Annotated in this window: 26 protein-coding genes and 1 pseudogene; 10 read left to right on the top strand and 17 right to left on the bottom strand. The window is 57.5% G+C overall.

From position 1 onward, the window contains the following. Positions 1-4: 4 nt before the first annotated feature. The 13 genes from ACIQY3_RS19805 to ACIQY3_RS19745 all read right to left on the bottom strand — a co-directional run bounded on the left by ACIQY3_RS19805 (position 5) and on the right by ACIQY3_RS19745 (position 16,064). Positions 5-1,057: an ABC transporter ATP-binding protein gene (locus ACIQY3_RS19805; RefSeq protein ID WP_403022402.1), complete on the bottom strand. Its 1,053-nt coding sequence runs from the start codon at positions 1,055-1,057 to the stop codon at positions 5-7. Beyond that, positions 1,054-2,652: an ABC transporter permease gene (locus ACIQY3_RS19800; protein WP_403022400.1), complete on the bottom strand. Its 1,599-nt coding sequence runs from the start codon at positions 2,650-2,652 to the stop codon at positions 1,054-1,056. Before ACIQY3_RS19800 ends, ACIQY3_RS19805 begins: the two co-directional genes overlap by 4 nt. A 3-nt stretch (positions 2,653-2,655) precedes the next feature. Beyond that, the gene (locus ACIQY3_RS19795; RefSeq protein WP_403022398.1) at positions 2,656-3,669 is read right to left on the bottom strand and encodes an iron ABC transporter substrate-binding protein; all 1,014 of its coding nucleotides are present in this window, start codon (positions 3,667-3,669) and stop codon (positions 2,656-2,658) included. 312 nt (positions 3,670-3,981) lie between these two features. Further along, positions 3,982-5,484 (bottom strand): ArnT family glycosyltransferase, encoded by a 1,503-nt coding sequence (locus ACIQY3_RS19790; protein WP_403022396.1) that lies wholly within the window; start codon positions 5,482-5,484, stop codon positions 3,982-3,984. Between the two features lie 153 nt (positions 5,485-5,637). Further along, positions 5,638-7,356, bottom strand: a complete 1,719-nt coding sequence (gene arnT / locus ACIQY3_RS19785) for a lipid IV(A) 4-amino-4-deoxy-L-arabinosyltransferase (protein ID WP_403022394.1) — start codon at positions 7,354-7,356, stop codon at positions 5,638-5,640. A gap of 159 nt (positions 7,357-7,515) precedes the next feature. Continuing rightward, positions 7,516-8,169: a histidine phosphatase family protein gene (locus ACIQY3_RS19780; protein ID WP_403022392.1), complete on the bottom strand. Its 654-nt coding sequence runs from the start codon at positions 8,167-8,169 to the stop codon at positions 7,516-7,518. A gap of 320 nt (positions 8,170-8,489) precedes the next feature. Beyond that, complete coding sequence (locus tag ACIQY3_RS19775; protein WP_403022390.1) at positions 8,490-9,038, bottom strand: membrane integrity-associated transporter subunit PqiC; 549 nt, start codon at positions 9,036-9,038, stop codon at positions 8,490-8,492. Positions 9,039-9,055: 17 nt separating this feature from the next. Then, positions 9,056-10,711 carry an intermembrane transport protein PqiB gene (locus ACIQY3_RS19770; RefSeq protein ID WP_403022388.1) on the bottom strand — a complete coding sequence of 552 codons (1,656 nt, stop codon included), beginning with the start codon at positions 10,709-10,711 and terminating at the stop codon, positions 9,056-9,058. Then, positions 10,692-11,348, bottom strand: coding sequence for a paraquat-inducible protein A (locus tag ACIQY3_RS19765; RefSeq protein WP_403022386.1), 657 nt, complete (start codon positions 11,346-11,348; stop codon positions 10,692-10,694). The genes ACIQY3_RS19770 and ACIQY3_RS19765 overlap by 20 nt, the downstream gene beginning before the upstream one ends. Next, positions 11,345-11,941, bottom strand: coding sequence for a paraquat-inducible protein A (locus tag ACIQY3_RS19760; protein WP_403022384.1), 597 nt, complete (start codon positions 11,939-11,941; stop codon positions 11,345-11,347). The genes ACIQY3_RS19765 and ACIQY3_RS19760 overlap by 4 nt, the downstream gene beginning before the upstream one ends. Before the next feature lie 225 nt (positions 11,942-12,166). After that, positions 12,167-13,468 (bottom strand): NAD(P)/FAD-dependent oxidoreductase, encoded by a 1,302-nt coding sequence (locus ACIQY3_RS19755; RefSeq protein ID WP_403022382.1) that lies wholly within the window; start codon positions 13,466-13,468, stop codon positions 12,167-12,169. Next, the gene (locus tag ACIQY3_RS19750; protein WP_403022379.1) at positions 13,465-14,553 is read right to left on the bottom strand and encodes a polyamine ABC transporter substrate-binding protein; all 1,089 of its coding nucleotides are present in this window, start codon (positions 14,551-14,553) and stop codon (positions 13,465-13,467) included. The genes ACIQY3_RS19755 and ACIQY3_RS19750 overlap by 4 nt, the downstream gene beginning before the upstream one ends. A 152-nt stretch (positions 14,554-14,705) precedes the next feature. Then, positions 14,706-16,064: a glutamine synthetase family protein gene (locus tag ACIQY3_RS19745; protein WP_265038632.1), complete on the bottom strand. Its 1,359-nt coding sequence runs from the start codon at positions 16,062-16,064 to the stop codon at positions 14,706-14,708. A 161-nt stretch (positions 16,065-16,225) separates the two neighbouring features. Between ACIQY3_RS19745 and ACIQY3_RS19740 the strand changes: the two genes are divergently transcribed. From ACIQY3_RS19740 to ACIQY3_RS19700, 9 genes and pseudogenes are all read left to right on the top strand, one after another. Continuing rightward, a complete protein-coding gene (locus ACIQY3_RS19740; protein ID WP_403022375.1) occupies positions 16,226-17,134 on the top strand; it encodes a helix-turn-helix domain-containing protein in 909 nt (302 codons plus the stop codon). Positions 17,135-17,374: 240 nt separating this feature from the next. Beyond that, on the top strand, positions 17,375-18,547 hold the full coding sequence (locus ACIQY3_RS19735) for an alpha-xenorhabdolysin family binary toxin subunit A (RefSeq protein ID WP_403022373.1): 1,173 nt from the start codon (positions 17,375-17,377) through the stop codon (positions 18,545-18,547). A gap of 27 nt (positions 18,548-18,574) precedes the next feature. After that, positions 18,575-19,618, top strand: a complete 1,044-nt coding sequence (locus tag ACIQY3_RS19730; RefSeq protein ID WP_403022371.1) for an alpha-xenorhabdolysin family binary toxin subunit B — start codon at positions 18,575-18,577, stop codon at positions 19,616-19,618. A 183-nt stretch (positions 19,619-19,801) separates the two neighbouring features. Next, positions 19,802-21,277: a diguanylate cyclase gene (locus ACIQY3_RS19725; RefSeq protein ID WP_403022755.1), complete on the top strand. Its 1,476-nt coding sequence runs from the start codon at positions 19,802-19,804 to the stop codon at positions 21,275-21,277. Positions 21,278-21,379: 102 nt separating this feature from the next. Continuing rightward, the gene (locus ACIQY3_RS19720; RefSeq protein ID WP_403022368.1) at positions 21,380-21,889 is read left to right on the top strand and encodes a cupin domain-containing protein; all 510 of its coding nucleotides are present in this window, start codon (positions 21,380-21,382) and stop codon (positions 21,887-21,889) included. A 350-nt stretch (positions 21,890-22,239) separates the two neighbouring features. Further along, complete coding sequence (locus tag ACIQY3_RS19715; protein ID WP_403022365.1) at positions 22,240-22,593, top strand: hypothetical protein; 354 nt, start codon at positions 22,240-22,242, stop codon at positions 22,591-22,593. A gap of 255 nt (positions 22,594-22,848) precedes the next feature. Then, positions 22,849-23,130, top strand: coding sequence for a hypothetical protein (locus ACIQY3_RS19710; protein WP_403022363.1), 282 nt, complete (start codon positions 22,849-22,851; stop codon positions 23,128-23,130). Between the two features lie 80 nt (positions 23,131-23,210). Then, entirely contained in the window at positions 23,211-23,681 is a 471-nt protein-coding gene (locus tag ACIQY3_RS19705; protein WP_403022752.1) for an antitoxin Xre/MbcA/ParS toxin-binding domain-containing protein, read from the top strand. 20 nt (positions 23,682-23,701) lie between these two features. After that, positions 23,702-23,827: pseudogene (locus ACIQY3_RS19700) on the top strand (restriction endonuclease); the annotation flags it as partial. A 105-nt stretch (positions 23,828-23,932) separates the two neighbouring features. Here the strand turns inward: ACIQY3_RS19700 and ACIQY3_RS19695 are convergent. After that, the gene (locus tag ACIQY3_RS19695) at positions 23,933-24,262 is read right to left on the bottom strand and encodes a helix-turn-helix domain-containing protein (RefSeq protein ID WP_403022361.1); all 330 of its coding nucleotides are present in this window, start codon (positions 24,260-24,262) and stop codon (positions 23,933-23,935) included. Positions 24,263-24,344: 82 nt separating this feature from the next. On the opposite strand from ACIQY3_RS19695, the gene ACIQY3_RS19690 reads away from it, so the two are divergent. Further along, positions 24,345-24,689 (top strand): hypothetical protein, encoded by a 345-nt coding sequence (locus ACIQY3_RS19690; RefSeq protein ID WP_403022359.1) that lies wholly within the window; start codon positions 24,345-24,347, stop codon positions 24,687-24,689. 141 nt (positions 24,690-24,830) lie between these two features. Here ACIQY3_RS19690 and ACIQY3_RS19685 read toward each other — a convergent pair whose 3' ends face one another. The 3 genes from ACIQY3_RS19685 to ACIQY3_RS19675 all read right to left on the bottom strand — a co-directional run. Next, on the bottom strand, positions 24,831-25,058 hold the full coding sequence (locus tag ACIQY3_RS19685; RefSeq protein ID WP_403022357.1) for a BPSL0761 family protein: 228 nt from the start codon (positions 25,056-25,058) through the stop codon (positions 24,831-24,833). A gap of 310 nt (positions 25,059-25,368) precedes the next feature. Beyond that, positions 25,369-25,947: a DUF6088 family protein gene (locus tag ACIQY3_RS19680; RefSeq protein ID WP_403022355.1), complete on the bottom strand. Its 579-nt coding sequence runs from the start codon at positions 25,945-25,947 to the stop codon at positions 25,369-25,371. Between the two features lie 251 nt (positions 25,948-26,198). Next, the coding region (locus ACIQY3_RS19675) for a hypothetical protein (RefSeq protein WP_403022353.1) at positions 26,199-26,425 on the bottom strand (227 nt) is incomplete at its 5' end.

The raw sequence follows: 26,425 nt of genomic DNA, 5'->3' as shown, positions 1-26,425 counted from the left end.
GCTGTCAGTCGCTCAGCACATGGGCATGGCCAAGGGTGGTGAGGTGAACCGCGCTGCCGGCCGGTGGCGCGTGCATGCCGGAACTGCGCACCAGCAAGGATCGGCCCGGTTCGAACTCGCTGGGCAGCAACTCCACGGTCAAGGTGCAGGTGTTGCCACCGAAGTCACGTTCGGTGACCACGCCGGGACAGCCGTGGACATCCGTCGCCGAGTTGCCGATCTGCAGTTGCTCGGGCCGCAGCATGATCTGCGCCGAACCGCTTTTGTCCTGATCGTTGACCGGTATCCGGCCCAGGTCGCAATGGGCCCAACCGGCCTCGATCCGCGCCGGCATTACCACGGCATCGCCGAGAAACAGCGCGGTTTGTTCGTCATCGGGATAGCGGTACAAATCCATCGGATGCCCCGACTGCACCAGCCGGCCCTGACGCATCACCGCTAATTGATCGGCGAACGACAACGCTTCGCTCTGGTCATGGGTCACCAGAATCGTGGTGACGCCGGCCGCCTCCAGCAATCGCGCAACCATCTTGCGCATGGCCGCGCGCAAACCGGTGTCGAGGGCCGAGAACGGCTCGTCCAGCAGCATCAACCGCGGTTGTTGCGCCAACGCCCGGGCCAGGGCCACCCGTTGCTGCTGGCCGCCGGACAGTTCATGGGGCCAGCGCTTGGCCATGTTCGACTCCAGATTGACGCTGTCCATTAACTCAGCGATGCGTTCCTGGCGGGCCGGGCCTTTGTCGGTCAGACCGAAGCCGATGTTGGCGGCCACGGTCATGTGCGGGAACAGCGCGCCGTCCTGGGGCACGTAGCCGATCAAGCGCTGATGCGCCGGCACCGAGTGTGTGCTGTCCACCAACGTCTGGCCGTTGAGCGAGAGGCTGCCGGTGTCGGGGAATTCGAAACCGGCGATCATCCGCAGCAACGTGGTTTTGCCCGAGCCCGAAGGCCCGACAATCACCGTGCGGCTGCCGGTGGGCACCGACAGGCTGATGTTCTCCAGGGCTTGCTGGGCGCCAAAGGATTTGTAGATCGAGTTCAGTTCGAGGGCGTTCATCGGCCAGCCGTGCGTTTGGATTGGTGATAGAGAAGTCCGGTCAGCGGCAACGACAGCAGGATCATGATCAGCGCGTAAGGCGCGGCGGCTGCGTAGTCGATTTCGCTGGTCAAGGCCCAGAAACCGGTGGCCAGGGTTCGCGTGCCGTTGGGCGCCAGCAGCAGGGTGGCGGTCAGTTCGTTGGTAATCGCGAGAAACACCAGCGCAGCGCCCGCCGCCGCACCCGGTGCAGCCAGGCGCAAAGTGATGAGCCATAGCGCCCGACCGGGGGAACGCCCGAGGCTGCGGGCCATGTTTTCCAGTTCCACCGGGGCCTGGGCGATACCGGCGCGCAAACTCACCAGCGCCCGGGGCAGGAACATCAGCAGATACGCGAGCAACACGGTGATGGTGGTCTGGTAGATCGGCCGGGCGAAGTGAATCGTCACTGTGACCAAGGCCAGGGCGACCACGATGCCGGGCAATGAACTGGTGATGTAATTGCAGCTTTCCAGCACCCGTTGCAGACGCCCCGGCGAACGAATCGACAGCCAGGCAATCGGGATCGCCGCGCAGGTGGTCAGGGCGGCGCCGGCGAGCCCGAGCAACAGCGTCTGCTCCAAGGCCGGCAGCAATTCGTCCCATTGCCAGACCTCGCTGCCTCCGGCGATCAGCCATTTGCCCAGGGTGATCAGCGGCACGCCCAGCGCCAGCAGGCAGGTGACGATTTGCAGGCCGAGGGCGAGCCGGGTGGTGTGGCCATCCAGCAGGACAATCCGCTGCTCACGGGCACTGCCCGAGCCGACGCGGGCGTAACGAGCACTGCCACGCGCCGCCGATTCGACGGTCAGCATGGCCAGGCAGCACAGGGCCAGAACCCCGGCCAGCATGTGCGCGGCCGGGCCGTTAAACGTCGATTTGAACTGATCGAAAATCGCCGTGGTAAAGGTGTCGAAGCGGATCATCGCGTATAGGCCATATTCCGCCAGCAAGTGCAGGCCGACCAGCAACGCACCGCCGCAAATAGCCAGGCGCAGTTGCGGCAACACCACCCGGAAAAACACCGCCCAGGGCTTGAGACCCAGGGATTCGGCAACGTCTTCGATGGCCGGATCGAGCCGACGCAATGTCGCGGCCACCGGCAGATAAAGGAACGGGAAATACGCGATCACCGACACCAAAACACCGGCCGGTAATCCATGAATCGACGGCACCAGACTGACCCACGCATAACTGTGCACGAACGCCGGCACCGCCAATGGCGCGGTGGCCAGCAACGACCACCCGCGTCGTCCCGGCAGGTTGGTGCGTTCGGTCAGCCAGGCAAGCGCCACGCCCAACGCAATGCACAGGGGCAGCGTGATCACCACCAGCAACACGGTGTTGATCAGCAACTCGCCGACCCGTGGCCGGAACACCAGTTTCTCGATGCCAGCCCAACCGGTTTGCCAGGACACGCCAATCACGAAGGCAATCGGCAACAGCGCCAGCAGCGACACCAGCACCGACAAACCCGTCACCCACGCGCCACCGCGGCCAATAAACAGGCCGCGGGAGCGGCGCAGCGAATTCGCGGGTATCGCCGCAGCGACACCCGACGGCAGGGTTTCAGGCATCAATTAGAGCAGTCCGGCCTGGGTCATCAGTTCCACCGCTTTTTTGCTGTCGAGCTTGGAGGCATCGACGGTCGGTGCATCGAGTTGCGCCAGCGGCACCAGTTTCGGGTTGGATTCAGCATTCAGGCCCACGGCGTATTCGAACGAATTGCCGTTCTTCAGCACCGCTTGGCCGTCCTTGCCGGTCACCCACTTCAGGAAGGCCTGGGCCTGGTCCTTGTGTTTGCTGGAGGCCAGCACGCCGCCACCGGAGATGCTGACAAACGCGCCCGGATCTTTGTGCTTGAAGTAGTGCAGCTCGGTGTTCTTGCTGTTTTCGCCGGTCTTGGCCTGATCGCCGAAGCGGTAGTAGTGGTAGATCACACCGCTGTCGATCTGCCCGGCATTCACCGCTTTCAGCACCGCGCTGTTGCCTCGGTACGCAGTGGAATTGGCTTTCATCGCCTTCAACCAGTCGAGGGTGGCGGCTTCGCCCTTGAGTTCGAGCACGGCGGCGACGATCGCCTGGAAGTCCGCACCGCCCGGCGAAGCGCCCCAGCGACCTTTCCAGTTGGGCGAGGCCAGATCCAGCAGCGACTTGGGCAGATCGGCTTCCTTCAGTTTGCTCGGGTTATAGACAAACACCGTGGAGCGCGCGGCGATGCCGACCCATTTGCCGTGGGCCGGACGATACGGCGCGCCGACTTGTTCCAGAGTGGCGGGTGCCACCGGCGCGAACAACCCGGCGTTATCCACCAACACCATGGCTGGCGAGTTTTCGGTCAGGAACACGTCCGCCGGGGACGCCGCGCCTTCCTGAACGATCTGGTTGCCCATTTCGGTGTCGTCGCCATTGCGCACGGTGACCTTGATGCCGGTCTCCTTGGTGAAACCTTCGATCCAGGCTTTGGTCAGGCTCTCGTGCTGCGCGTTGTAGACCACGATGCCGTCGGCGTCGGCGGCATACACGTGCCCGGCGCTGACCAGTGAGGCGGTCAGCAGTGCGGTTTTAAGAAACGAAGGGATACGGGAAGTCATGCGATGCGTGCTCCTGTTATTTTTTGATTTTTGCCTGCGCCGTCCACAGTGTTGACGAGGAAGGTTCTCAATAACTGTAGATCAATAGGAATCATTTGCATGTTTGAGCCGCGGCGAATGTAGAGCGCAGAATGAGAAAAAAACGTAAAAAAACCGTGAATTCGTGTCATTGACTGCGGAGGCACGGCCAGCACAAAAACCTGTGGGAGCGGGCTTGCTCGCGAAGGCGTCGTGTCAGTCGATATTTGCTTTGACTGATGCACCGCATTCGCGAGCAAGCCCGCTCCCACATGGGGGGATTACCGGTGTTGGTCAGGACTGTGGGATGAACGCCACGCTCTGGTCTTCCCGGCCATGAAACATCCGCTCGCCATGGGTAGGCGTGGTGGTTATGACTTGATGGTCGACACTCAGATAATGCAGCGGCAGCGCATCGCCATTGCGGTAGTGCGCCACGATGATGGTGCGCTGCGGGTCCCAGTGCTGGCCGCTGGTGGTGTCCAGCCAGCTCATCAACGCGGCGCTGTCGCCGGAGCGTGGAAAGTCCTGGTTTTCCCGCACGTAATAGAACGGTGCACCGCCGGTTTGCAGGTACATCGGCACTTTGTTATCGACTTCGATCATGACCATGCGCCAGTCCTTCAGCGGCGCACGTCTGCTGGCTTCAAGCTTGACCGTCTCACCGAACCGGATCACACCGCCACCGCCGTTGGTCCACGGGTAGAGCACGCCCAGCACTGCGAGCAACAGCAGGGTTGCCGCACCAAAACCGATCTTCCAGCCACGACTCACCGGGTTGCGTTGTGTGATCCACCAGGCACCGAGCAATTGCGCGAACGGCACCAAGGGCAACACGTAGTAACTGCGGCGGCTACCGCTGGCAGTAAAAAACAGCATCAGCAAAGCCAGCCCCCAGATCAGCCAGCGGGTATTGGGTTCGACGCTGCGCCAGCGCCGCACCGCGACCCACAACGCGATGATCCAGACGGGCGCCCAGGGAAGCGTGTAGACCGGCAGGTAAATCAGGTAGGTGTAAATCGGCCCGATGTTGTCGAACGGCTGGAAAAACCGCACGACGTTTTCCCGCAGCACCAGGCCCAGGCCACTTTCGCCATAGGTCGGCGCGCCGTAGAAGTGGGACAGGATAAACGGCGCCATGTAGAACCCGCCGGCGATCACCAGCGCCACGCACATGCGCAGATTCAGATGACGTTTCCAGCGACCGTCCTGCAGCAGATGCGGCAACAGCAGCAAGCCCGGCAGGATGAAACCGATCAGGCCTTTGAACAGCGAGGTCAGCGACAGCAGCAGGAAAAACCCGAGGTAGCGGACGAGGCGGGTGTCGTCCGGTCCGCGCCAGTACCACCACACCGCCGCCAGCACGCCGCACACGGTCAGGATGTCGGCCGTGGCCACCCGTGCCCAAAAGACGAAATAGAAGGTGGTCGCCAGCATCCACCCGGCAATCAACCCGGTGCCTTTGCGAAACAATTGCTCGCCGAGCGAGTACACCAGCCACACGCTCAACCACGCCGAGATGACTGAAGACAGGCGCAAGGACCAGTTTCCGAGGCCGCCGGTCAGCCAGGCCGTGGCGGTGATCAACCAATAGGACGGCAGCGGTTTGTCGTAATACGGGCCGCCCTTGAGGTACGGGTCGAAGTAGTCACCGCTTTGCAACATTTGCAGGGCGATGTTGGCCCAACGGGTTTCCGCGCCCCAGAGCTCCCGCGAGCCCAAACCCAACAACAACATCAGCGCCGTCGCGCCCAGCAGGAGCCACAACGCGGCCCTGTCACTTGTCTGGAACTTCATGGAGGGTTTTCCTGGAACTTGAATGAGCACCGCGAGCCCCTGTGGGAGCGGGCTTGCTCGCGAAGGCGTCGTGTCAGTCGACATCTGCTTTGACTGATGCACCGCATTCGCGAGCAAGCCCGCTCCCACAGGGGGTGGTGTTGGTCTGTGGGATCAGGGTGGGGTTTGCGGGAATATCAGAATCTCCAGATTGCCACGCTCATAGCGCTTGCCATCCACCGGCAACAACGCGACTTCCTCAACCTCCTGCACGCTGTTGACCCGCATCACCACCCCAACCGAGCCTTTCTTGCGCGCTTCGATCATCCACTGGCCGACGCGGTCCTTGGTGACTTTGCGCGAGTCCATGGCCGGATCCTCCAGGCCATATTTCAGCTCGCCAACGGTGTTGAACAGATCCACCTGTGGCCGCTTCAGTCGCCAGGACAAGGCCGACGCCGCGCCCAAATCGTTACTCAACAACGAGGTGGTCTGACCCAAGGCATCCAGGTGTTCGGCAATAAACTGGTCTGGCATCTTGCTGTTGACGATCGTCGCCGGCATCGCGGCTGGCAGCAGCGCCACCAGCAGCCAGCTCCCCAGCGCCGGCGCAGCCCAGAACACCAAAGGCCGCGAGACTTGCAGCGCGTTGGCGATGATCCAGCCGGCCAACACGATGTAGGCCAGGGACAGGCTGAACATCTCGGTGTTTTCGAAGATTTCCTTGGTCGCCTGGACGTAGATCAAGACGATCAGGCCAGCGCTGGCCAGTAACACATTGAGCGCGCCGTTGAGGCGAATGACCCGGTCTTTCGCCTGATCTACGAGACTCACCACGGCATGCCCCATCAGCAACGCCAGCGGCAGCAGGCACGGCATGATGTAGGTCGGCAACTTGCCACTGCTCAGGCTGAAAAAAGCCAGGGGCAATAGCAGCCACAGCAGCAGGAAACCCATAGCCGGTTGACGTTTGTTTTTCCACGCCTGGATAAACGTGGACGGTAACAACGCGGCCCACGGCATGCTCGAAGCCACCAGCAACGGCAGGTAAAACCACCATGGCCGGGCATGTTGCGCATCGTCGGCGGCGAACCGGCGAATGTGCTCGTTCCAGAAGAAAAACCGCCAGAAATCCGGTTCCTGATGGTGAATGGCAAGCACCCACGGCAGGCAGACCACCGCTGTGACCACCAGCGCAATCGGCCCATAACGCAGCAGTTCACCCAACCGTCGCTGCCACAGCATGTAGGGCAGGGCGATCAGTACCGGCAACAGCCAGGCGAGGAAACCCTTGGTCATGAAACCCATGCCGCAAGCCGCCCCCAACACCGCCCAGGCACCGAGGCGCTTTTTACCCGAAGGACTGTCGATGGCAAACCACAACGCCACCAGACTCAAATTGACCCAGAACGTGAACTGCGGATCGAGATTGGCATAACCGGCCTGCCCGGCGATCAGCCCGAAACTCATGTAGAGCAACGCACAGGCGCCGCTTTTGCGCGGGTCGTTCCACAGGCGACGGGCGATCATGTAGGTCAGCCACACGCTGAACCCGGTGCTCAGCGCGGAGGCGATCCGCACACCGAACAGGTTGTCGCCGAACACAGCCTGGCCGATGGCAATCATCCAGTAGCCGGCGATGGGTTTTTCGAAATAGCGGACGCCCATGAAGTGCGGGGCGATCCAGTCGCCACTCAGGCGCATTTCCTGGGCGATCTGGCCATAGCGGGTTTCGTCGGGAATCCACAAGCCGTGGCTCACCAGCGGCAACAAATAGAACAGCACGAAGGCCAGGAGCAAACCGGGAACGATCCAGCGTTCGACGGCAGATGGGGCAGGGCGGCGGGATATTTTCAGCGCCGGGTGTTGCAACACATTGTTGTGGGACGTCATGACTCGACCTTAACGCAGGGACGCAGTGGATCCAGAGAACTATCAACCTTCCCGACTGAACCGTTCCTGAAGGAATTCCAACCAGACAAGCTTTAATAGCGCGCGCGATAAATCGACGAACTAAGCGTTTCAACATTAGTCATCTAACGATGGGGCAGATTATTTCAGCGTTTTATCGCCCGACAGCGAATGCCAATCAGCGTCATTCAGTACGCCTATAACTTTAAGTTGTCCGTCGGCGCCGATACTGGCAAATAGCGAACTGCTGTATTGGCTGGCGGCCGCGTGCTTGAAGCCGGTTTGCACTTCGAAGTCGCTGATGCAACCACTGTGGGTGACCAGCACGGTATTGCGATGGGCAACTTTGTGCGCGACCACATCGTTGCGCAGGGTGGTGCCGCAACTGGCCAGCCATTCCTGGGTCAGCGCTTCCTTGCCGAACATGTAGTGCGCCGTTTGCTCCGTGCGGGTTACGGGGCTGGTGAAGACATCGGTTTGTGCCATGCCCAGATGATTAAAGCCTTGGCCCACCGCTGCGGCAGACTCACTGCCAAGCCGGGTAATGCCGTCGGCCGGGCCCAGACACGGGTTGCTGGAACGGTCGCAGCGCTCGGGATGACGCACCAGCACCACCACTTCGCCGGCGCGCCAGTGTTGGAGCAGTTCGGCACGGGTCTGCAAATTCGCACTGCCGAGGTCGGCCGGGGATCGATGCCACAGGACGAAACCCGTCACCAATGCAGCCGCCATCAGCACCGCTGACAGGCTGATAATCCGGGTGAGTCGTGATGGCTGCCAACGACGAGATGGCATGGCGGATGACACTGATTCGAACACGGTGTTGCCCCTTTAACGACACTCTTGAAAGTTGCTTAGTCAAACTTTCTGCAATGCTCGGCACACTAAGGGGCGGTACGTGTGAGCGTGGTGAAACGGATGTGAAAAATTTGCGCAGACAATAAACGGCTACACCTATTAGTTTGGGGGTCACGGAGTTGTCATATTAAACGCAGTATTTGATATTCAATATCAAACACTCTTGGCGAAGTTACATCCGTAGGAGCAAAGCTTGCTCGCGATGCCGCCCTTAAAGACGCCATCGCGGGCAAGCCATGCTCCTACAGGTGTGTCACTCAGAGAGAGGCGGGGCAACCCCGTTGCGAAGCAGCCGCTTGACTGATCACCGCGGCCAGGCGTTTGACGTTGTTCTGCTGAGCCGTCACCAGATCCTCAATCGACGGTCCTGAAGGCGTCTGCAACGTACTGCGGCAGGTGACCAGCGCGTTATCACCCGCCCCAAGAGGCCGAAGGCGCCATTTGACGTCGATCAAGCCGTACTGGCCGGGAATCGAGTCGAAACGTTGCACATCCACCCGCAACGACACCTTGCGCTGGGGATTGCTGTTGGACAGTTGATCCACCAGCGCACTGCGCAATTCATCCGACAGGCTCGCGCCCCACCAATCGGTTTCGAGGATCGACAGGCCGCTGTTGCCCTGACGGATGACGATCTGCGGACGATCGACCTGGGGCGGCACGCTAATGCCTTCGATCTTGATCTCGTCGCCGCTGGTCCGGGGCGGTTGCGCCGGGGTCAGGGTGTGAAAGTGAATCGGATCGCTGCGGCATGCCGCAAGCAGCAACAACGCGGCGACCAAGGTGAACTTCGGCGAAAAAGCCATGGGTGTTGCTCCTGTGGTCAGTTGCGCGGTGGTCCTTGCAGATCGGCCGGCGCGGCGTTGTCGGGGCGGCCGCGAATCAGCGATTCCGGGTGGCGGCCGAGGTAATCCGAAAGTTCACGCAGGGAACGCGACATGCGCTTGAGTTCGTCCAGGGTCTGGGTCAGTTGTTCGCGTTGCGGCGAGTCTTCGGCCAGGGTCGAACTGGCTGAATTCAAAGTCTTGCTGACGTCCGCCAGGGTGGTCTGCACGCCGGGCAGGGTCTTGGCGTTGAATTGCGCCAGGCCTTTACGCAGCTCGACGAGGTTGCTGTCGAGGTTGCTGGCAATCCGTTCCACCGGCAGTTGGTTGATCTTGTTGACCATGGCCTCGAGTTTTTCCTGCAATTGCTCGAGGCTGCCAGGGATGGTCGGAATGCTGACCGGCCGGGCGTTGGGATCGAACGCGACTTTCTCGGCTTTCGGGTAGAAATCCAGCGAGATATACAACTGACCGGTCAACAGGTTGCCGCTGCGGGCCTGGGCGCGCAGGCCGTTTTCGATAAAGGTGCCCATCAAACGCACGCCAGCGGCTTCGTCATTCGGGTCATGCATCAAGGCCTTGATCATTTTGGTGTGGGCCTGACCGAGCCGTTGCGGGTAGATCACGATGCCGACGTTGACCGGAAAGCTGCGTTTCTTCTCGTCGAAATCCAGATTGACCGCCACCACCTTGCCGATTTCCATGCCGAGGAATTCCACCGGCGCATCGACCTTGAGCCCGCGCAGGGCCTGGTCGAAACGCAGGCTCAGGTATTGCGCCTTGCCGTTGGGCGGGGCGAGGGCGGTGGTCTGGTCGTCGAACAGCTCGAAGGTTTTCTCTTCGGTCGCCGGTTGATCGTTGGGGCTGTATTGCGGGGCGAGAAAGGCAATGCCGCCCACCAGCAACGAGGACAGCGATTCGGTTTTCACCGCAAAGCCGTTGGCGCCGATGTTCAGGTCGATGCCACTGGCGTTCCAGAACCGGGTGTTTTCGGTGACATAGGCATCGTTGGGCGAGTGCACAAAGACTTCGAGATTCACGCCTTTGCCGTCGGCATCCAGCGCGTAAGCCACGACCTGACCGACCGGAATCTTGCGGTAGTAAACCGGTGAACCGATGTCCAGCGAGCCGAGGTCCTGGGAATGCAGGGTAAAGCGCTTACCCGGCTCGCCGTAGGTGATGGGCGGCGGGTTTTCCAGGCCTTTGAAGTTCTTCGCGCGACCGTTGGCGTGACCGATATCGGCGCCGATGTAGTCCCCGGACAGCAAGGTATCGATGCCGGAGACACCGCCAGCACCGATGCGCGGGCGCACCACCCAGAATTGCGAGTCTTCGCGGGTGAAGGTTTCGGCCTGTTTGGACAACTTGATCGTGGCGTCGACGCTCTTCTGGTCGTTGCTCAATTCCACGTCCGAGACATGGCCGATCACCACGTTGCGGTATTTGACCTCAGTCTTGTTGGCGGTCAGGCCGTCGCCGGTCTTGAAGGTCACGACAATGGTCGGGCCTTCCTGCATCAGGCTGTGCACCACCAGGGAGATCCCCACGAGAACCGCCACGATCGGCACGATCCAGACCAGCGAGACGCTGAAACGACGAGTCTTGATACTGGCCTGACCCGGGGCTTGCGGCCCTTCAGTGGCTTGCGACTTCATCCATGTCCTCCTCGTTTTGTGGTTGATCCGGCGTTTTATCCCAGATCATCCGGGGATCGAAGCTCATCGCCGAGAGCATGGTGAACACCACCACCAGGCCGAAAAACAGAATGCCCGGGCGCGGTTCTATATCCGCCAGGGCCTGGAATTTCACCAAAGAGGCGACCAAAGCAACCACGATCACATCGAGCATCGACCAGTAACCGATGACCTCGACGAAACGGTACAGCTTGGAGCGCTCTTTGCGTGCCCACAAGCTGTCGCGGTGGACGGTGACCAGCAGCAGCGTCAGGGCGACGAACTTGATGCCGGGCACCGCGATGCTGGCGATAAAAATGATCAGGGCAATGTCCCAGGCCCCGGCCTCCCAGAACTCCAGCACGCCGCTCATGATGGTGCTGTCGGCGCCGTTGCCGACCATTTTGGTGTTCATCACCGGCAACAGATTGGCCGGCACGTAGAACGCCAGGGCGGTGAACATGTAGGCCCAAGTTCGGGCGAGGGCGTTGGTCTTGCGCCGATGCAGTGGCGCGCCACAACGCTCGCATTCGTGCGGCTCGTTGGTCATGTCACAGGCCATTCCGCAGCTGTGACACAGGCACAAACCGAGTTCGCTGGCGACCGGAGGCGTTGTCATAGGATGTCCCACAGATCACGGATATCGCGCCCGGCGATGCGGATCATCATCAGGCTAAGCACGGCGAGGGCGAACAGGCCGATGCCGGGCAGCACATCCAGCAACCCGGCGAGCTTGATCACCGCGACCATCGCTCCCAGCAGACAGACTTCGAGCATGCTCCAGGGGCGGAGCGTTTCCAGCCAGCGCATGCAGAACCGGAAACCCGGCGAGCGCTGGCCCTTGAGGGCGAAGCTCAACACCCAGATCAGCAGCAACAACTGGAAGATCGGCGCGATGATCATGGAAATCGCCGCCACCAGGGCGATAAACGTGATCGGCCCCAGGCTCAGGGCCAGTACTGAATCCCAGAGCGTGGCGCTGTTTTTCAGGCCTTTGAGGCTGATGCTCATGACCGGGTAGAAGTTGGCAAACACCCATAGCATCAACGCGGTGAAAGTCAGGGCCAGGCGCTGCTCTATCGTCAGGCCGTTATAGCGCTGGAGCACGCCGCCGCAGCGGGTACACAGGGTTTTCTGATGTTTGGCGAGCGTGACTTTTTCATACACGCAGTCGCAGTGCTCGCAGATGATCAACTGGTCAGTTTTGGCCATGGGTCGCATTCGCAAGGAGGCAGGAAAGTCAGAGCACCTCCTCAATATAGAAGTGCCTCGCGATAGAGCAAATTAAAAGGCTGTTCAATGGGATGCACGCCCTCCCTGTGGGAGCGGGCTTGCTCGCTAAGGCGTCATGTCAATCAATGCCGATGTCGACTGACACACCGCCTTCGCGAGCAAGCCCGCTCCCACAGGGGTAAGGTTTTGCCGGGGGAAGGGGGGTTAACCGAGCATTTCGCGCAGGCGATACCAGAACATGCCTAGCGCCAGCAGCGGTGAACGCAGGGCGCGGCCACCGGGGAAGGTCATGTGCGGCACGGCGCTGAACGCGTCGAAACCTTTGCTGTGCCCGGCGTGGATCGCTTCGCCCAGGAGCTTCGCGCACCAGTGGGTCACGTTCAGGCCATGGCCCGAATAGCCTTGGGCGTAGAACACGTTCGGGTGCTGGCTCAGGCGACCGATTTGCGGGAAGCGATTGGCCGAGATGCCGATCTTGCCGCCCCATTGATAATCGATGCGCACGTTGGCCAGTTGCGGAAACACCTTGAGCATCGCCGGACGCATATAAGCCGCGATATCCGAGGGATCGCGCCCGGAGTAGTGACAGGCGCCGCCAAACAGCAAACGCCGATCCGCCGAGAGCCGGTAGTAATCGAGGCCGACTTTTTGGTCGCACAGCGCGAGGTTTTGCGGGATCAACTGCGCGGCGACCTCGGCGGACAACGGTTCGGTGGCGATGATGTAGCTGCCGGCCGGGAGCACTTTGCCGCTGAGTTTCGGTTCGAGTTCTTCGAGATGCGCATTGCAGCCCAGCACCACACTGCCGGCGCGCACGGTGCCACCGGCACAACGAACCTGCACGGTGCTGCCATGGATGATCTCCAGCACCGGGCTCTGTTCGAAGATCCGCACCCCAAGGGATTCCGCCAGTCGCGCTTCGCCGAGGACCAGGTTGAGCGGGTGCAAGTGCCCCGAGCCCATGTCGATCAAACCGCCGGCATACACACCGGAATTCACCACTTGCTGGCGGATCTGTTCCGGGCTGACCAGCCGGGTTTCATGGGCGTAGCCGGACTGAATCAAATCTTCTTGCTCAGCCTTGAATGCGGCAAATTGTGCCTTTGTGTTGGCCAGTTCACAGAAGCCCCAGCGCAGGTCGCAATCGATCCCGTTTTCACGGATGCGATCACCCACCAGCGCCACGGATTCAACCCCGGCGCGCTCCATATAACGCACGCCTTCTACGCCGACATAACGAGCGAACCCGCTGACGTCATGGCCTATCCCGCGAATCAACTGCCCGCCGTTGCGCCCGCTGGCGCCCCAGCCAATGCGCCGGGCTTCCAGCAGGATCACCGAGAGCCCGCGCTGCGCCAGTTCGATGGCGGTGTTGACGCCGGTAAACCCGCCGCCGATCACGCAGACATCGGCCTCCAGGTCCGCGGCCAGCGTGGGGTAGGGCGCCAGACTTTTCGCCGTGGCGGCGTAATAGGACAGGGCGTGTTCATTGCTGTACTGATTCATTTGTTGGACTTCACTTTGCTCCAGGAACGGGTCATCAGCCGCATGATCGCCTGGGGCGGGGTGGTCGAAATGTAGAGCTTGTCGAGGACGGCCTGGGAAGGATAGACCTCAGGATTGTTCACCAACGCCTCGTCCATGTATTGCTTGGCGGCCGGGTTCGGGTTGGCGTAACCCACCGAGGCACTGACCTTGGCGATCACTTGCGGGTCCAGCAGGTAATTGATGAAGGCGTGGGCTTCTTTCGGGTTGGCGGCGTCGGCGGGCACGGCCAACAGGTCAAACCACAGGTTGCTGCCTTCCTTCGGGATGGCGTAGGCGATGTTCACGCCGTTCTTTGCTTCCTTCGCGCGGTTCGCGGCCTGGAACACGTCGCCGGAGTAACCGAAGGCCACGCAGATATCGCCATTAGCCAGGTCCGACACGTATTTGGAAGAGTGGAAATAGGTGATGTACGGGCGGATGCTCAACAGCTTGGCTTCGGCTTTCTTGAAGTCTTCCGGGTTTTCGCTGCGTGGGTCCATGCCCATGTAGTTGAGGATCGCCGGGAACACTTCATCCGCCGAGTCCATCATCGACACGCCGCACTGGCTGAGTTTCTTGATGTTCTCCGGCTCGAACAGCACGGCCCAGGAATCGATGTGGTCGATGCCCAGCACTTGCTTGACCTTGTCGACGTTGTAGCCAATGCCGTTGGTGCCCCACAGGTACGGCACCGAGTGCGCATTCTCCGGATCGTTTTTCTCCAGCAGTGCGAGCAGTTTCGGGTCGAGGTTCTTGAAGTTCGGCAATTGCGAGCGGTCCAGTTTAAGGAACGCGCCGGCCTTCACCTGGCGTGCGAGGAAGTGGTTGGAAGGCACCACCACGTCATACCCGGTGCGCCCGGCGAGCAGTTTGCCTTCGAGGGTTTCGTTGGAGTCGAAGACGTCGTAGATCACCTTGATCCCGGTTTTGGCCTGGAAGTCGGCGAGGGTGGTTTCGCCGATGTAATCGGTCCAGTTGTAGACGCTGACCTGTGGCTGGGCCTGGGCCCCGGCACTGAACAGGATGGCCAGCGCGACCGGAACCACGGATTTCAATAGACGCATTCGACACCTCTTTGAGTTGTTGGATTTTTCAGGCGTTGACAATTTCCCCTTGTGGGAGCGGGCTTGCTCGCGAAAGCGGTGTGTCAGGCGACATCAATGTTGACTGTGCTGACGTCTTCGCGAGCAAGCCCGCTCCCACAGGGAGATGCGGTTTAGACGCTGAGCAGCAGGAACTCCCGCTCCCAGGAGCTGATCACGCGCTTGAAGTTTTCATGCTCGGCGCGCTTCACCGCGACGTACCCACGCACGAATTTGCTGCCCAGGTAGCGGCCAACGGTTTCGCATTCTTCCATCTGGGTCAGGGCGTCTTCGATGGTGATCGGCAGCCGCAGGTTGCGACGTTCATAGGCGCGGCCCTGCACGGCGGCGCTCGGTTCGATCTTCTCGACCATGCCGAGATAACCGCACAACAGGCTCGCGGCAATCGCCAGGTACGGGTTGGCGTCGGCGCCCGGCAAACGGTTTTCAACGCGCATGGCGTCCGGGGTGGAGGTCGGTACTCGCAGGCCAACGGTGCGGTTTTCTTCGCCCCATTCGACGTTCACCGGCGCCGAGGTGTCCGGCAGGAAGCGGCGGAACGAGTTCACATTCGGCGCGAACATCGGCAGCACTTTGGGAATGTACTTTTGCAGACCGCCGATGTGATGCAGGAACAGCTCGCTCATCTTGCCGTCGGCATCCGCGAAGATCGGCTGGCCGGTGGCGATGTCCACCACGCTCTGGTGCAAGTGCATGGCGCTGCCCGGCTCGTCGCCGATCGGCTTGGCCATGAACGTCGCGGTGACGTTGTGCTTGAGCGCCGCTTCGCGCAGGGTGCGCTTGAACACGGTGATCTGGTCTGCCAGGTCGAGGGCATCGCCGTGACGGAAGTTGATTTCCATCTGCGCCGGGCCGTCTTCGTGGATCAGCGTGTCGAGGTCCAGGCCCTGGAGTTCACACCAGTCGTAGACGTCTTCGAACAGCGGATCGAATTCGTTGGCGGCGTCGATGGAAAACGACTGCCGACCGCTTTCCGCCCGACCGGAACGGCCCAGCGGCGCCTTGAGCGGCAAGTCCGGGTCTTCGCAGCGTTGGGTCAGGTAGAACTCCATTTCCGGCGCGACAATCGGCTTCCAGCCTTTATCGGTGTAGAGCTGCAGGACTTTCTTCAGCACGTTGCGCGGCGACAGTTCGATCGGGTTGCCGAACTTGTCGAAGGTGTCGTGGATGACGATGGCGGTGGGCTCGATGGCCCATGGAATCACGTAGACCGCATCCGCCACCGGGCGACAGATCATGTCGATATCCGCCGGGTCGAGCAGGTCGTAGTAGATGTCGTCGTCGACAAAATCCCCGGTTACTGTTTGCAAAAGTACACTTTCCGGCAGGCGCATGCCTCGCTCATGCAGGAACTTGTTGGTGGGTGCAATCTTGCCGCGAGCGATGCCGGTCAAGTCGCTGACCACACACTCGACCTCAGTAATCTTGTGATCTTTCAGCCACGTGAACAGCTGATCGAAAGGGACATTCATAAAGACCTCGTTATTGGTTTTAGTAACGCCGGGGAGGGCGGTCGCATCCGACAGACACTTCCCCTGAAGCGCGTTGACGACTATCTTGGGCGAGCCTTGCGGTTCCATCTATCCACTTTAAGCAGCACCAAAACGCACCAAACGAGTGCGTAAGGTCACCCATGACAGTGTGCAATCCGTTACAAGTCCAAGCCTTCAACACCGCCGATGTCGCTGAGCAAATCCGCGCCACACCGGGTTGGGTGCAGCATTACCAGCAGATGTCGCCGGGGCATTTCGCCGGGCTGGTGCGCTATCTGGACTTGCAAGGCGTGGAGATTTACGAAGAGCACATGAACACCCGGGTCGAGCAGAATTTCAGTGCGCCCCAAGGTTCGCTGGCGTTCTGTTTCGATCGCAGCGACAACTCGCTGTATGTGCTGAATGGTGAAAGTCGCAACATCTGGATCACCCCGGAGAACTACCAGGAAATCGCAGTGGTGTTCGGCCCGGAGTTCGTCCAGCGCCATGGCTTGAACGTGGCGCGGCTGGAAGGCCTGTTCATGTCGCCGCTCAATTGCCAGCAGAACGCGTTGTTCAGCCGTTGGCTCAGCACGACCTTGACCCGACTGGCGCAGACGCTCGATCCGCCCAGCCGTGAGGCGTTGACCCTGCAACTGCTGGAAGACTGCCTGTACATCCTCGACAACGCTTGCGTGCGCCTGGACCGCGGCGGCCTGCAGCGCCGTGCCGAAGAACGGACGATCATGAAACGGGTAGGGGAGTGGGCCGCTGATGCACCGGAAGAAACTCTCAATCTGCTGGAGCTTTCCCAAGTGGCGGGGGTATCGCTGCGTCAATTGCAGCATGCGTTCAAGGCCTTTACCGGGATGACGCCGACCCATTGGCTGCGTTTGCGCCGGCTCAATAGTGCACACCGTGAACTGCTCAGCCGGACAACAATGGACACGACAGTTGCTGAAGTGGCGATGCATTGGTCGTTCTGGCACTTGGGGCGATTTTCCAGTAGTTACCACGCATTGTTCAAGGAGTTGCCGAGTGAAACACTCAAGCGTGGAAGCAGAGTGTAACTAAGGCAGCTATTAATACTTGTCTGTAGGACATGTCCTGTATATGTAGCTCAATGTTTCCAGATAGTTTGAGCCAGGGAAATATTCCTTTTCAAATCAACGGCCTGACGATTTCCGTGATCATTCAGGTCATTTGACGCAGCACCAAGCTCATCTAGTTTCTGTTCGTCGGTACAACGGGTGTATCGATATTAACGAACCGAGGCAACTACGATGGCTGTTGAGTTGAAAGATGCAGAAGTGAGTAATGATCTTCCCAAAGCCGTGCTTCATCTGATTTCCGGCGAATACCCTGGTGTGGCGCGTAGCGCCGGGGTCTTTACCAAAGAAGATGTCATCAAGATCAAACAGTATGTGAAGAAGGGCCTCTCGCTGCCGAGCGAACTGCCGGAAGTCGAGTCGTACCTGAAATACACCAAACTGGATATTCCCGGGTTGGAGCCCAGTGATATTCAGGTGTTGTTCAAGAAAATCCGGATTCATGCCTCCAGTTGGGATGCGGTGGAAAACAAGATTGTCCAGCAAAGTATCGACTTGAGTTCTGCGGCCAAAAACATTGTCAGCAGTGGTGGCGAGATTATTTCCGTGATCAAGGAAATGCCGATCATGGAGCGGGTGAGAACCACCCTGGGCCAATTGAGCAATCATGATCTCGAAGGCATCCGATACACGTCTGATGATGGTGAAGTCGCGTCGGCCGTGACGGAAATCATTGAGCTGATGAAGGTCGATATCAAACGCCAGCAAAGCGCGACGAAAGAGCTCAAGGACCGCATCTCAAACTTCAAGATCGAACTGGCTGGCGGCGAATTGTCGAGCGGCAAACGGGTCTTTGGCTTGCAGTCCGAGGTCAAGAGCAAGTATGACTTGATGGAGCGCAACAGCTTGCTCGAGTCCATTGCCAGTACCAAGGAAACCATCCGTACCAAGAAAGACCGGATCACTCAACTGGACAAGGATTACGACTATTACGTCGGCATGTCGTTCTCCGGTGGCTTGCCGATTTTCTGGCCTATTTCAGGTTCGATCTTCGGCCCGAAAGCGGAAACCGCCCGTAAAGAACGTAATGCGCTGAAGACCGAGGTGGACGCCTTGGAGTTGTCTGTCAGTGGCAAGGAAGGCTTGCAGAGCGCCATGGAAAGTTCCTTGTCGAACTTTGGCGACATCGGCATCCGCATGGCTGGCGCGGAAGCCGCACTCAATATCCTGAACACCATGTGGCAAACCATCCTGAGCAAAATTGACTCATCGGCCGAACAGTTCGGGCGAATCAACAACGCGTTGCGCCTGACCTCGTTTGTCGCCGAGTTTGCGATGGTGATTGATCCGTGGCGCGACGTTAAAAACACCGCTGGTGAATTGGTGAGCGTATTTAACGAAGCCCTTGAAGAATACAAAAAGAACTTCAACTGATTGCCCGGCGACCAAAGGATGACTGCCATGAACAATGTGACACCGATCGACACCTCGCTTATTCCCGCGATTGACGTTAAAAAAATCATTCAAACCATTCGCGACATCTCGCGCCTGGCCGGTTTTCGACAGGACCGGTCTGACGTTCTGCAGGAAAGGGCACAACGGGTAGCCGCGTATTTGAACAACATTGATAAAACCATGCGGGAATCTTTTCCCGTGCTGCTGACCGCGCTCAATAGCGCTTCCGGGCAAAGCTACTTTGAGGCCCTCGCAGAATTGAACGACGCCTTGGCCAGGAACGACCTGACGGCGAAAGACCGGGAAATGGTCAGCGAAGAAGTCGTGAATATCAAACGCAACATCGAGGCGATGCTGGAAGGGGTTGAGGCAAAGTTCACTGACCGCTCGCGGTTTCTCGAGAACGAAGTGCGCAGCGTATATAAGGTCGAAATCGATGAACGAGCGGATGAACCGCTGAAGGTCGCCAGGGACCGCAAGGCCAGAATCCTGCTGACATTGAATGATCACAGCCTGACCAAAGCGAAATGCGTAGAGCAGCGAGACGCACTGATCAAGGCGCAGGATGTGATTCGCGAGTTCAACCTGGCCGACATGTACCAGAACTACATTCCGGATGGTGAAGCACTGGATGGCCTGGACATCGAGAACCCAAAAAAAGAAGCGGTGAAGCAGGGGATTGAACTGGTCAGGAAAGTGTTGGGCGTTGTATCCGACGGCATTAAATACAGCGAGCTCGCGACCTCACGGAACAATCTGGACAAGGAAATCCAGAGCCTGACGTTGTTGATGGAAGGGCTGAACCATGACCTTCAGATTGCCGAAGATGCGTTGTCCGATATTACCGCCGTCGTGGAAATAAGCCGCCAGCGTCGCGTAGTCGGTGAGGAAATCATTTCAGTAGTGGGTGTGTGGCTGGGGTTTTCAACAAGTCTCGATCAATTGAAAAGTACCGATTACACCGAGGCCGAACTGTCGAGGTTTCTGAATCGATACAAGACTCATCTGGAGGTGCTGACCACTGATTACAACAGCATCATGATCCATTAAGAACCAGGTGCGGTTGATGATGCGTGATTCAGCCGCACCTGTATCTCGAGCATTTGAAGTGTTCCGCTGTTCGAAGGCGCTTATACTGCGCGGGCTTTTAACCAACCTGTTAACCGCTTCGGTAATCCCTTGATACGCGACCTTCGACTTGCCACGTTGCTGACCGCCCTGGTGTGTATTTCCATGGTGCTGATGACTGCCTGGCAGATCTGGACCTCCCGACAGAGCACGCTAGGGGATATCCAGACCGATACGTTGAACCTGACCAACGCCCTGAACACGTATACCGAAGGCACGTTCAAGCAAAGTGAATTGGTATTGCTGGGCCTGACCGAACGGATCGAACGAGACGGCACCGGCCCGCAGCAACTTGAACGCTTGAGAGCGCTGGTCGCACAAGAGATGCAAGCGCTGTCGCAATTGAATAGCGTGGTGCTGTATGACGCGGAGGGTGACTGGACGTTCTCGACCAATAAACCGGTGTCATCGGGCAGCAATAATGCGGATCGTGCGTTCTTCAAACATCATCGCGACAATCCCGATCGAGGTCTGTTTATCGGCCCGGCCATCCTCAGTCGTGCCACCGGGACCTGGGTGATTTCGGTCAGTCGGCGACTCGATCATCCGGATGGCCGTTTCGCCGGGGTCATTGCAGCCACCATCAGCCTCGAACACTTCCTCAAGCTGTATCGGACCATTCACGTCGGGCAATTTGGCGCGATCAGTTTGACCACGTCTGAAGGGCGACTGTTGGTCAGATACCCTTTCAAGGAAGAGGACATCGGCCTTGATTTGTCACCCGCACCGATATTTTCCGAGCACCTGCGCAAAGCGTCATCGGGTAGCGTGGATTTCGTTTCAAAAGTCGACGGCATTCACCGCATCTACGCCTTTAAACGAAGCGATCAGTACCCTTTTGTGACAACGGTAGCAGTGGGGCAGAGGGAGGCGATGCAAGCGTGGTGGAGCCAGGCAGAACAATCGGTCGCGGTGGTCGCCGTGCTGCTGGGACTGCTGATTGCGTTAGGACGACGGTTGATTTCCCATATCAATCGTCGGATCGGCGCCGAGAAAAAGCTGCGCACTACCCAGACCGAATTGATCGAACTCAACCATACGCTGGAGATCCTGGCCAGCGAAGACAAGCTCACCGGCCTGGCCAACCGCCGGCATTTCGATCAATTCCTGGATGTCGAATTCAAGCGCGCCAAGCGACAGGGCAGCCCGTTGTCATTGATCCTGATTGATGTGGATTTCTTCAAGCGCTACAACGATCACTACGGCCATCTCGCGGGTGATGAGTGCCTGCGAATCATCAGTCGGACGATCAAACGTTGCGTGCGACGTCCAGGCGATATGGCCGCGCGGTATGGTGGTGAAGAAATTGCCGTGGTGATGCCCAATACCAACGAAGCGGGCGCACGCTCAGTAGCCGAGGCGATTTTGCTCGGCATGAAGGATGAACGGGTTGCGCATGTGACCAGTCCTTTCGGCATCGTGACGGTGAGCCTGGGGTTGGCGACTTATGATGCTTATGACAGCGACAGCGATGAAGAAACGCTGATCGAAAAGGCTGACCGCGCACTTTATTCAGCAAAATCCCAAGGTAGAAACCGGCTGAATATTGCCGTCAAAGACGTGCAGGGCGCGCATATTTGAAGAGTCATAATATAATTAATAATTATAACTACACTAAATGGTCGTTTAGTTTAGTTATTAAAAGCACAGCGAAATCGGCTTCACTCAGAAGGAGAAAACAGGATGGCGCACAGTCAACCCAGCGCTCAAGAACTGATCGCGGCACTTGAACTGGGTCCTCATATGGAAGGCGGTTACTACCGCAGAACCTTTCAATCGGATCACCGTGCGATGGTCGAGATCGAAGGTGGCCAGCGCTATTGGATGACGTCCATTTATTACCTGCTGACCGAGGATTCGCCCATCGGCCATTTTCACCTGAACCGATCGGACATCGTGCATTACTACCATCTGGGCGACGGGATTCAGTACAGCCTGATTTTCCCGGACGGCACATTGAAAACTGTGGTGATGGGCAGCGACGTCGTTACTGGTGAGTGTTTACAGCTGCACGTGCCTGGCGGTGTCTGGAAGGCTTCTCAGCTGAAGGATGGGGCCTCGGGTTACGGGCTGATCAGTGAAGCCGTTTCGCCAGGGTTTGATTTTGCAGATATGGAAATGGGCGACAGGCAGAAACTCACGGAACAGTTTCCCGAGCATTCGGCATTGTTTGAAAAGCTGACGCAGGCGTAATGACCAGGGTGGGCTTGAGTGAGAAATCGTTTGAGCCATGAGCCTTGGGTGGAGAGCTGTAATCTGTAGGCAACCAGGCTAATACTGAAACATCTTGTTACGTGTAATGTATATTATGTTAAATGATGTGCCTGAGTGGAACTTCTTCCAAGGTCCTCTCAAGCGCACCGAACTAAATACCAAAAAAACGACTACTAATTATCTGAAATCGTGAGTCCACATACCATTTTTGATTTTTAATCCATTTTGTACAGAGATTATCTGCCACGTCGGACCTGGCAGCCTACAGACTTGGCGCCCCCGCGCTAACGGCCTAATATTGGCACAGCCACCAATGACGAGATTCAACCATGACCAAGACAGCCGTTCAGATCGATTTGGTGTGGACTGATGATGAGTCCCAAGCCATTTGCATCCATGCCATCCTGTCAAATGCAAAGCTTGTCTCGGAAAAAATGCATTGCCACCTTATCGAATGGAATGGCAAAGAAAATGAAATATATCCTGGACTTCTGATCGATGAAGATGGTACTCACTGTAAGTATTCAGCCGAATGGGGATACAACAACAAGAGGATCGATTTTTTTTATTTTTTAGATCAACCGCTAGCTGTTGGCCAATTAGTTACTCGTACTCAGATCTTATCGAGCACCCCTGAAAGTCTCACTTACAGAATTACCTCAATCATGTACCTGCTCACCTGACCGCTAATAGACCGCCGAAGCAATTTTGCAGATAAAACGTGAACAAATCGCAAGATAACCTCCCTCTCAAGCGCTATCCATACATTACTTCGGGGTTTTCACGGCCGCTGCGAAAATCTGCGGTCATATCCAATTAATACTTCAGTCCCTGTCGCGCTAGCAATTTTTTACTGCTGCGACCTGTCCAGACTGATTCACTATATTTTCTTTACTCGGGTCGGTGCTGCGGTTGCTGGGCTTTAGAGGTGATGGCCGATGTGGTTCGAACTGCGAACGGTGAGCAAGATCATGCAGAGTAGTTTTCAGATTTCGGGAATTCGCGTGCTGGCCGCTTGCGAAATTACTAGTCACCCTCCGCCGGGCTTCAATTGCCTGATTCGGCCGGGTGACAGCGGAAAATTTACCATCCTGGATGCCATCGAGCTTTGTCTTGGCGCCAGGCGTAGTGCTCCCTTTGGGGAGCCGACCTTTACAACCTCAACGTCAATGTGCCCATCAGGATTTCAATTACGTTGGGCGACCTACCGGACGACCTGATCAATTCGGTGCAGGCCACCATGCGCGACGCATCAAATCGAGCTAGGCTAGCTTCAAATGTCGCAAACGAAGTCAGCCAGATGGTTGCTCCTCCTACCCAAACAGCTAAATCGACACCAGCCCGTAAGCCTACGGAATACTTGACCCAAGTCAAAATCGAACAGCTCAGCCAGCTCAGTATTTTCTTGCTGGCCAGGGAGGGGTTCGCCCTCAAAGATGTTCAGGCCATGCTCTCGGTCTCTGAGCTTTACTCGTCATCGAGGGTCATCGGGCGGATCGTCGGCAAGCCCATCCGAACGAGCCAACGTCAGGATGATGACTCGAAGACAGCTCGCCTTAACGTCCAGCAGAGCGCGGTGGCCTTTCAATACGCGAAGGTTCTAGAACACGCGACGACTGTTTTTGGCACACAGCGGCTTGCCGAAGAATGGCTCGATCGACCTTGTAAGCACCTTGCAGGTAACGTCCCTCTTGATCTTATCGATAACTCTCTTGGGTTTCAGGCTGTCGAAGACTACCTGGAGCGGGTTGAGTTAGGGGTTTATCAATGACCAACGGCCTCGGATGGGTAGGCAAGAACATGGTCATACAGGCCAAAAACTCCACAGGTTCTGTGGGCAACGCTGCGGTGTTGCAGGCGATCTCTGCTAAAGCGTTCTACGGCTGTGATGAGGTCATGGTTGTCACGAATTCCTACTGCACCTTGACGATTACAACCAGAAGCTGATTGAAGTGTTGCAGGAGTAGACAGGCTGCCATTGCAATACGCTGCAAGGCTGCCATTCTCGGCGCCCGGATAGGCTTATGGTTGGCTCGGACTCTTTTGATCATGTGCAAGTGAAACGGTGTCATTGGGTGAAAGCGAAGCTAATTCGATTTCAATATTTTTGAGAAGATCGGATACATTTTGCCGATTTTCTTTGTGCATATATGCAACAACCATCATGGTCAGTGGATGGACGTTGAGCACTGAGGACAGCTGTTCCAGCTTTTCCAGTGTGGGACTTTTCAAGCCTCGCTCCAAGGTGCTCAGATACGTCCGGCTGCTGATATTTGAAAAGTCTTCTTGGGTGAGCTGCTGTCGCTTACGGACCTGTTTGAGCGCAAGGCCAAACGCTGTATTGAGTTCCAATTTGCCGATTCCGCAAAAGGAACGATGAAGCGCTCTCGAAACCTATAGAGCTACAATCTATAGTGTTCATTTTGAGGTGGCTATGTTCACTACTTACCGTCATTCAGAAATCGGATTGGAGCTGCCCGATGAGCTGTGCTCCGCTCCCAACCAACAATTATGGAGCTGCGTCGAGCAGGAGTTGATCTTGCCTTGGTTCTACCTACAGGTGGTACGCCGCTATGGGCGGGAATTAAATGCCACCATGCTGATGCTATATCACGCCCATGAGCTTAAGCAGTACGTCGATTACCAGTCGACACGAACGTGGATCGAGCAGGTGCAGTTGGTAACCCCGCCATATATGAATGGTCAAGCCAGATGGTTAATGGAGCCGCTGCAACAGGTCTCGCTCGTAGAAGCTCCAACGGATGGCGCCCATTCCTAGTATTCAAGGTGACCAGCGGCTCTACCTATTCGTTGAGGGACGACCTCGATCTCACACTCCCTGCTATGCGTGTCTTGTTCTGTGCAGAGACCGATCTCCGTCACACCCGATAAAATAGAGCGCAGGCGAGAAAGCTTTGCTTCAATCATCGCCTGGTAAGCTGAAAACGGGCCCGATGAGCTCTGTTAACAAAGCGGGTTGCTCCTCGAGTCGGGCTGCTAGCACCATGTCAGCTTTGCTTGGGTAATGTCGCAAAAGAAATTTGGCATCGCGCTGAACTTTTTCGGGAAGAGATTTATCGCGGTATAGCTCAACTAAGAATTCGCGAGTCTGAATCACCGCGCGAGTGCGCTCTTCCGGCATGGTCATTTCGATCTCCCAGCAGCTTCAGCAAAAGTTCAGGGTGAAGGTTGATATAATATGCAAGCTCCACCGTACACCGCGCCTGTCACTTACGAAAGGTGCACGCCTATCAGCTTAATTCAAGCCTGGTCCTCATCCTTGCTAAAGCTCTGGGTCGCAACGGGCGAACGGTATGTCTGCGGTCATGTCAGTTTTTGAGGGCATAGCCACGATTGGGTGGCTAATGGCGTTTGTACGCCCGCTCACCTAGTCAGGGCGCAGCCGCTGAACAACGCAGCCATAATTCCTCGCCGTCGCGCTAGCTCCAACTGATAGGTTATGAGGTAAGGCAGGACCGCATCCATTTCGGCATTTTGCAATCTAGAAGCTTGCGAAATTCTTCATTGCTCAGCGTATCAGTGATTTTTGACAGAATCTCCTTGGACATCCCCCGCTTTCCAACGTAGTAGAGAGCCGTGAGTACTAATCCCAGATTCGTACCAGCATGCTGAAGGCGGTCTTTAGATACATGCTTGAGACGCACCAAGGCAATCCCGATTTTGATTTCGCGCGAAGAGCCGCTTGTATAATAAGTTGGGAGCACCTGCATTTGTGTGCTGAGGCCCAACCTGCGGACTGCCTCCGCTCCATGTACCTGTATGGTCTCACCGTTAGCTGTGGTGATTACCTTCATAACCGTGAGTGGGCTCGGACGTACTGGACCGATGTAGCTGTTCAACTTGGGGCGCATGTATACGCCTCGGGCCACCCGTTTTAGTAAGCCTGCGAGTACCAGTTTGGAAAGTGCTTTATTGACCGCAGAGCGAGAGCCGACTGAGGCGAACTTCGTGCCGACGAAGGGCTGCCCTTTCTTCAGGCGTTTGACTCTCTGGGAGATGACGTACGCAACGGACACAAATGCCTCCCCTCCGGTGCACAAATACATGTCCAATAGATCTTACACTTCACTGCACGGGAGTTTACCATTCCAATGGGAAACGGCTCAAATCTAGACAGCGCTTAGAGCTGACCCTTTAGCACCGGCGCACTACACGCCCAGTATGCATTCAACTAGCCAGGCCCACAGTGTGTGTCACTCGCTCAAATCGTCTGATAGCCCTCTGACAGCGCGGATTGCACCAGGCCGGCATAAACGAGTCACGTGTATCAGCCCACGCCGTTTTCATTGATGCGTTTCATGAAATAAAACATGTCTGTCAGCTTAGCTGTACTATTGCAGAGCTGCCCTAGACCGTCCTCTCCCAGAAGCCTTGGCATGCTGGTGATGACGTTAGGTTGTGTTGGCGCTGATTGAAAACTGACCCACCCTGCCGATTGAAAATTGACCCAGGACGGATTGCTGATTTTTGCCCCAGCAATTGTGGATAAGCTTA

Origin of the sequence: Pseudomonas sp. NPDC096950, assembly GCF_044762525.1 — a bacterium.
In the GTDB taxonomy this organism is placed as follows: domain Bacteria; phylum Pseudomonadota; class Gammaproteobacteria; order Pseudomonadales; family Pseudomonadaceae; genus Aquipseudomonas.
This window is presented reverse-complemented; position numbering and strand designations above follow the sequence as displayed.

Bases quoted from the DNA above. Each gene is read 5' to 3' on its own strand.
- ACIQY3_RS19805 (WP_403022402.1), bottom strand. From the start codon at position 1,057: ATGAACGCCCTCGAACTGAACTCGATCTACAAATCCTTTGGCGCCCAG.
- ACIQY3_RS19800 (WP_403022400.1), bottom strand. From the start codon at position 2,652: ATGCCTGAAACCCTGCCGTCGGGTGTCGCTGCGGCGATACCCGCGAAT.
- ACIQY3_RS19795 (WP_403022398.1), bottom strand. From the start codon at position 3,669: ATGACTTCCCGTATCCCTTCGTTTCTTAAAACCGCACTGCTGACCGCC.
- ACIQY3_RS19790 (WP_403022396.1), bottom strand. From the start codon at position 5,484: ATGAAGTTCCAGACAAGTGACAGGGCCGCGTTGTGGCTCCTGCTGGGC.
- arnT (WP_403022394.1), bottom strand. From the start codon at position 7,356: ATGACGTCCCACAACAATGTGTTGCAACACCCGGCGCTGAAAATATCC.
- ACIQY3_RS19780 (WP_403022392.1), bottom strand. From the start codon at position 8,169: ATGCCATCTCGTCGTTGGCAGCCATCACGACTCACCCGGATTATCAGC.
- ACIQY3_RS19775 (WP_403022390.1), bottom strand. From the start codon at position 9,038: ATGGCTTTTTCGCCGAAGTTCACCTTGGTCGCCGCGTTGTTGCTGCTT.
- ACIQY3_RS19770 (WP_403022388.1), bottom strand. From the start codon at position 10,711: ATGAAGTCGCAAGCCACTGAAGGGCCGCAAGCCCCGGGTCAGGCCAGT.
- ACIQY3_RS19765 (WP_403022386.1), bottom strand. From the start codon at position 11,348: ATGACAACGCCTCCGGTCGCCAGCGAACTCGGTTTGTGCCTGTGTCAC.
- ACIQY3_RS19760 (WP_403022384.1), bottom strand. From the start codon at position 11,941: ATGGCCAAAACTGACCAGTTGATCATCTGCGAGCACTGCGACTGCGTG.
- ACIQY3_RS19755 (WP_403022382.1), bottom strand. From the start codon at position 13,468: ATGAATCAGTACAGCAATGAACACGCCCTGTCCTATTACGCCGCCACG.
- ACIQY3_RS19750 (WP_403022379.1), bottom strand. From the start codon at position 14,553: ATGCGTCTATTGAAATCCGTGGTTCCGGTCGCGCTGGCCATCCTGTTC.
- ACIQY3_RS19745 (WP_265038632.1), bottom strand. From the start codon at position 16,064: ATGAATGTCCCTTTCGATCAGCTGTTCACGTGGCTGAAAGATCACAAG.
- ACIQY3_RS19740 (WP_403022375.1), top strand. From the start codon at position 16,226: ATGACAGTGTGCAATCCGTTACAAGTCCAAGCCTTCAACACCGCCGAT.
- ACIQY3_RS19730 (WP_403022371.1), top strand. From the start codon at position 18,575: ATGAACAATGTGACACCGATCGACACCTCGCTTATTCCCGCGATTGAC.
- ACIQY3_RS19725 (WP_403022755.1), top strand. From the start codon at position 19,802: ATGGTGCTGATGACTGCCTGGCAGATCTGGACCTCCCGACAGAGCACG.
- ACIQY3_RS19720 (WP_403022368.1), top strand. From the start codon at position 21,380: ATGGCGCACAGTCAACCCAGCGCTCAAGAACTGATCGCGGCACTTGAA.
- ACIQY3_RS19715 (WP_403022365.1), top strand. From the start codon at position 22,240: ATGACCAAGACAGCCGTTCAGATCGATTTGGTGTGGACTGATGATGAG.
- ACIQY3_RS19710 (WP_403022363.1), top strand. From the start codon at position 22,849: ATGTGGTTCGAACTGCGAACGGTGAGCAAGATCATGCAGAGTAGTTTT.
- ACIQY3_RS19705 (WP_403022752.1), top strand. From the start codon at position 23,211: ATGGTTGCTCCTCCTACCCAAACAGCTAAATCGACACCAGCCCGTAAG.
- ACIQY3_RS19690 (WP_403022359.1), top strand. From the start codon at position 24,345: ATGTTCACTACTTACCGTCATTCAGAAATCGGATTGGAGCTGCCCGAT.
- ACIQY3_RS19685 (WP_403022357.1), bottom strand. From the start codon at position 25,058: ATGACCATGCCGGAAGAGCGCACTCGCGCGGTGATTCAGACTCGCGAA.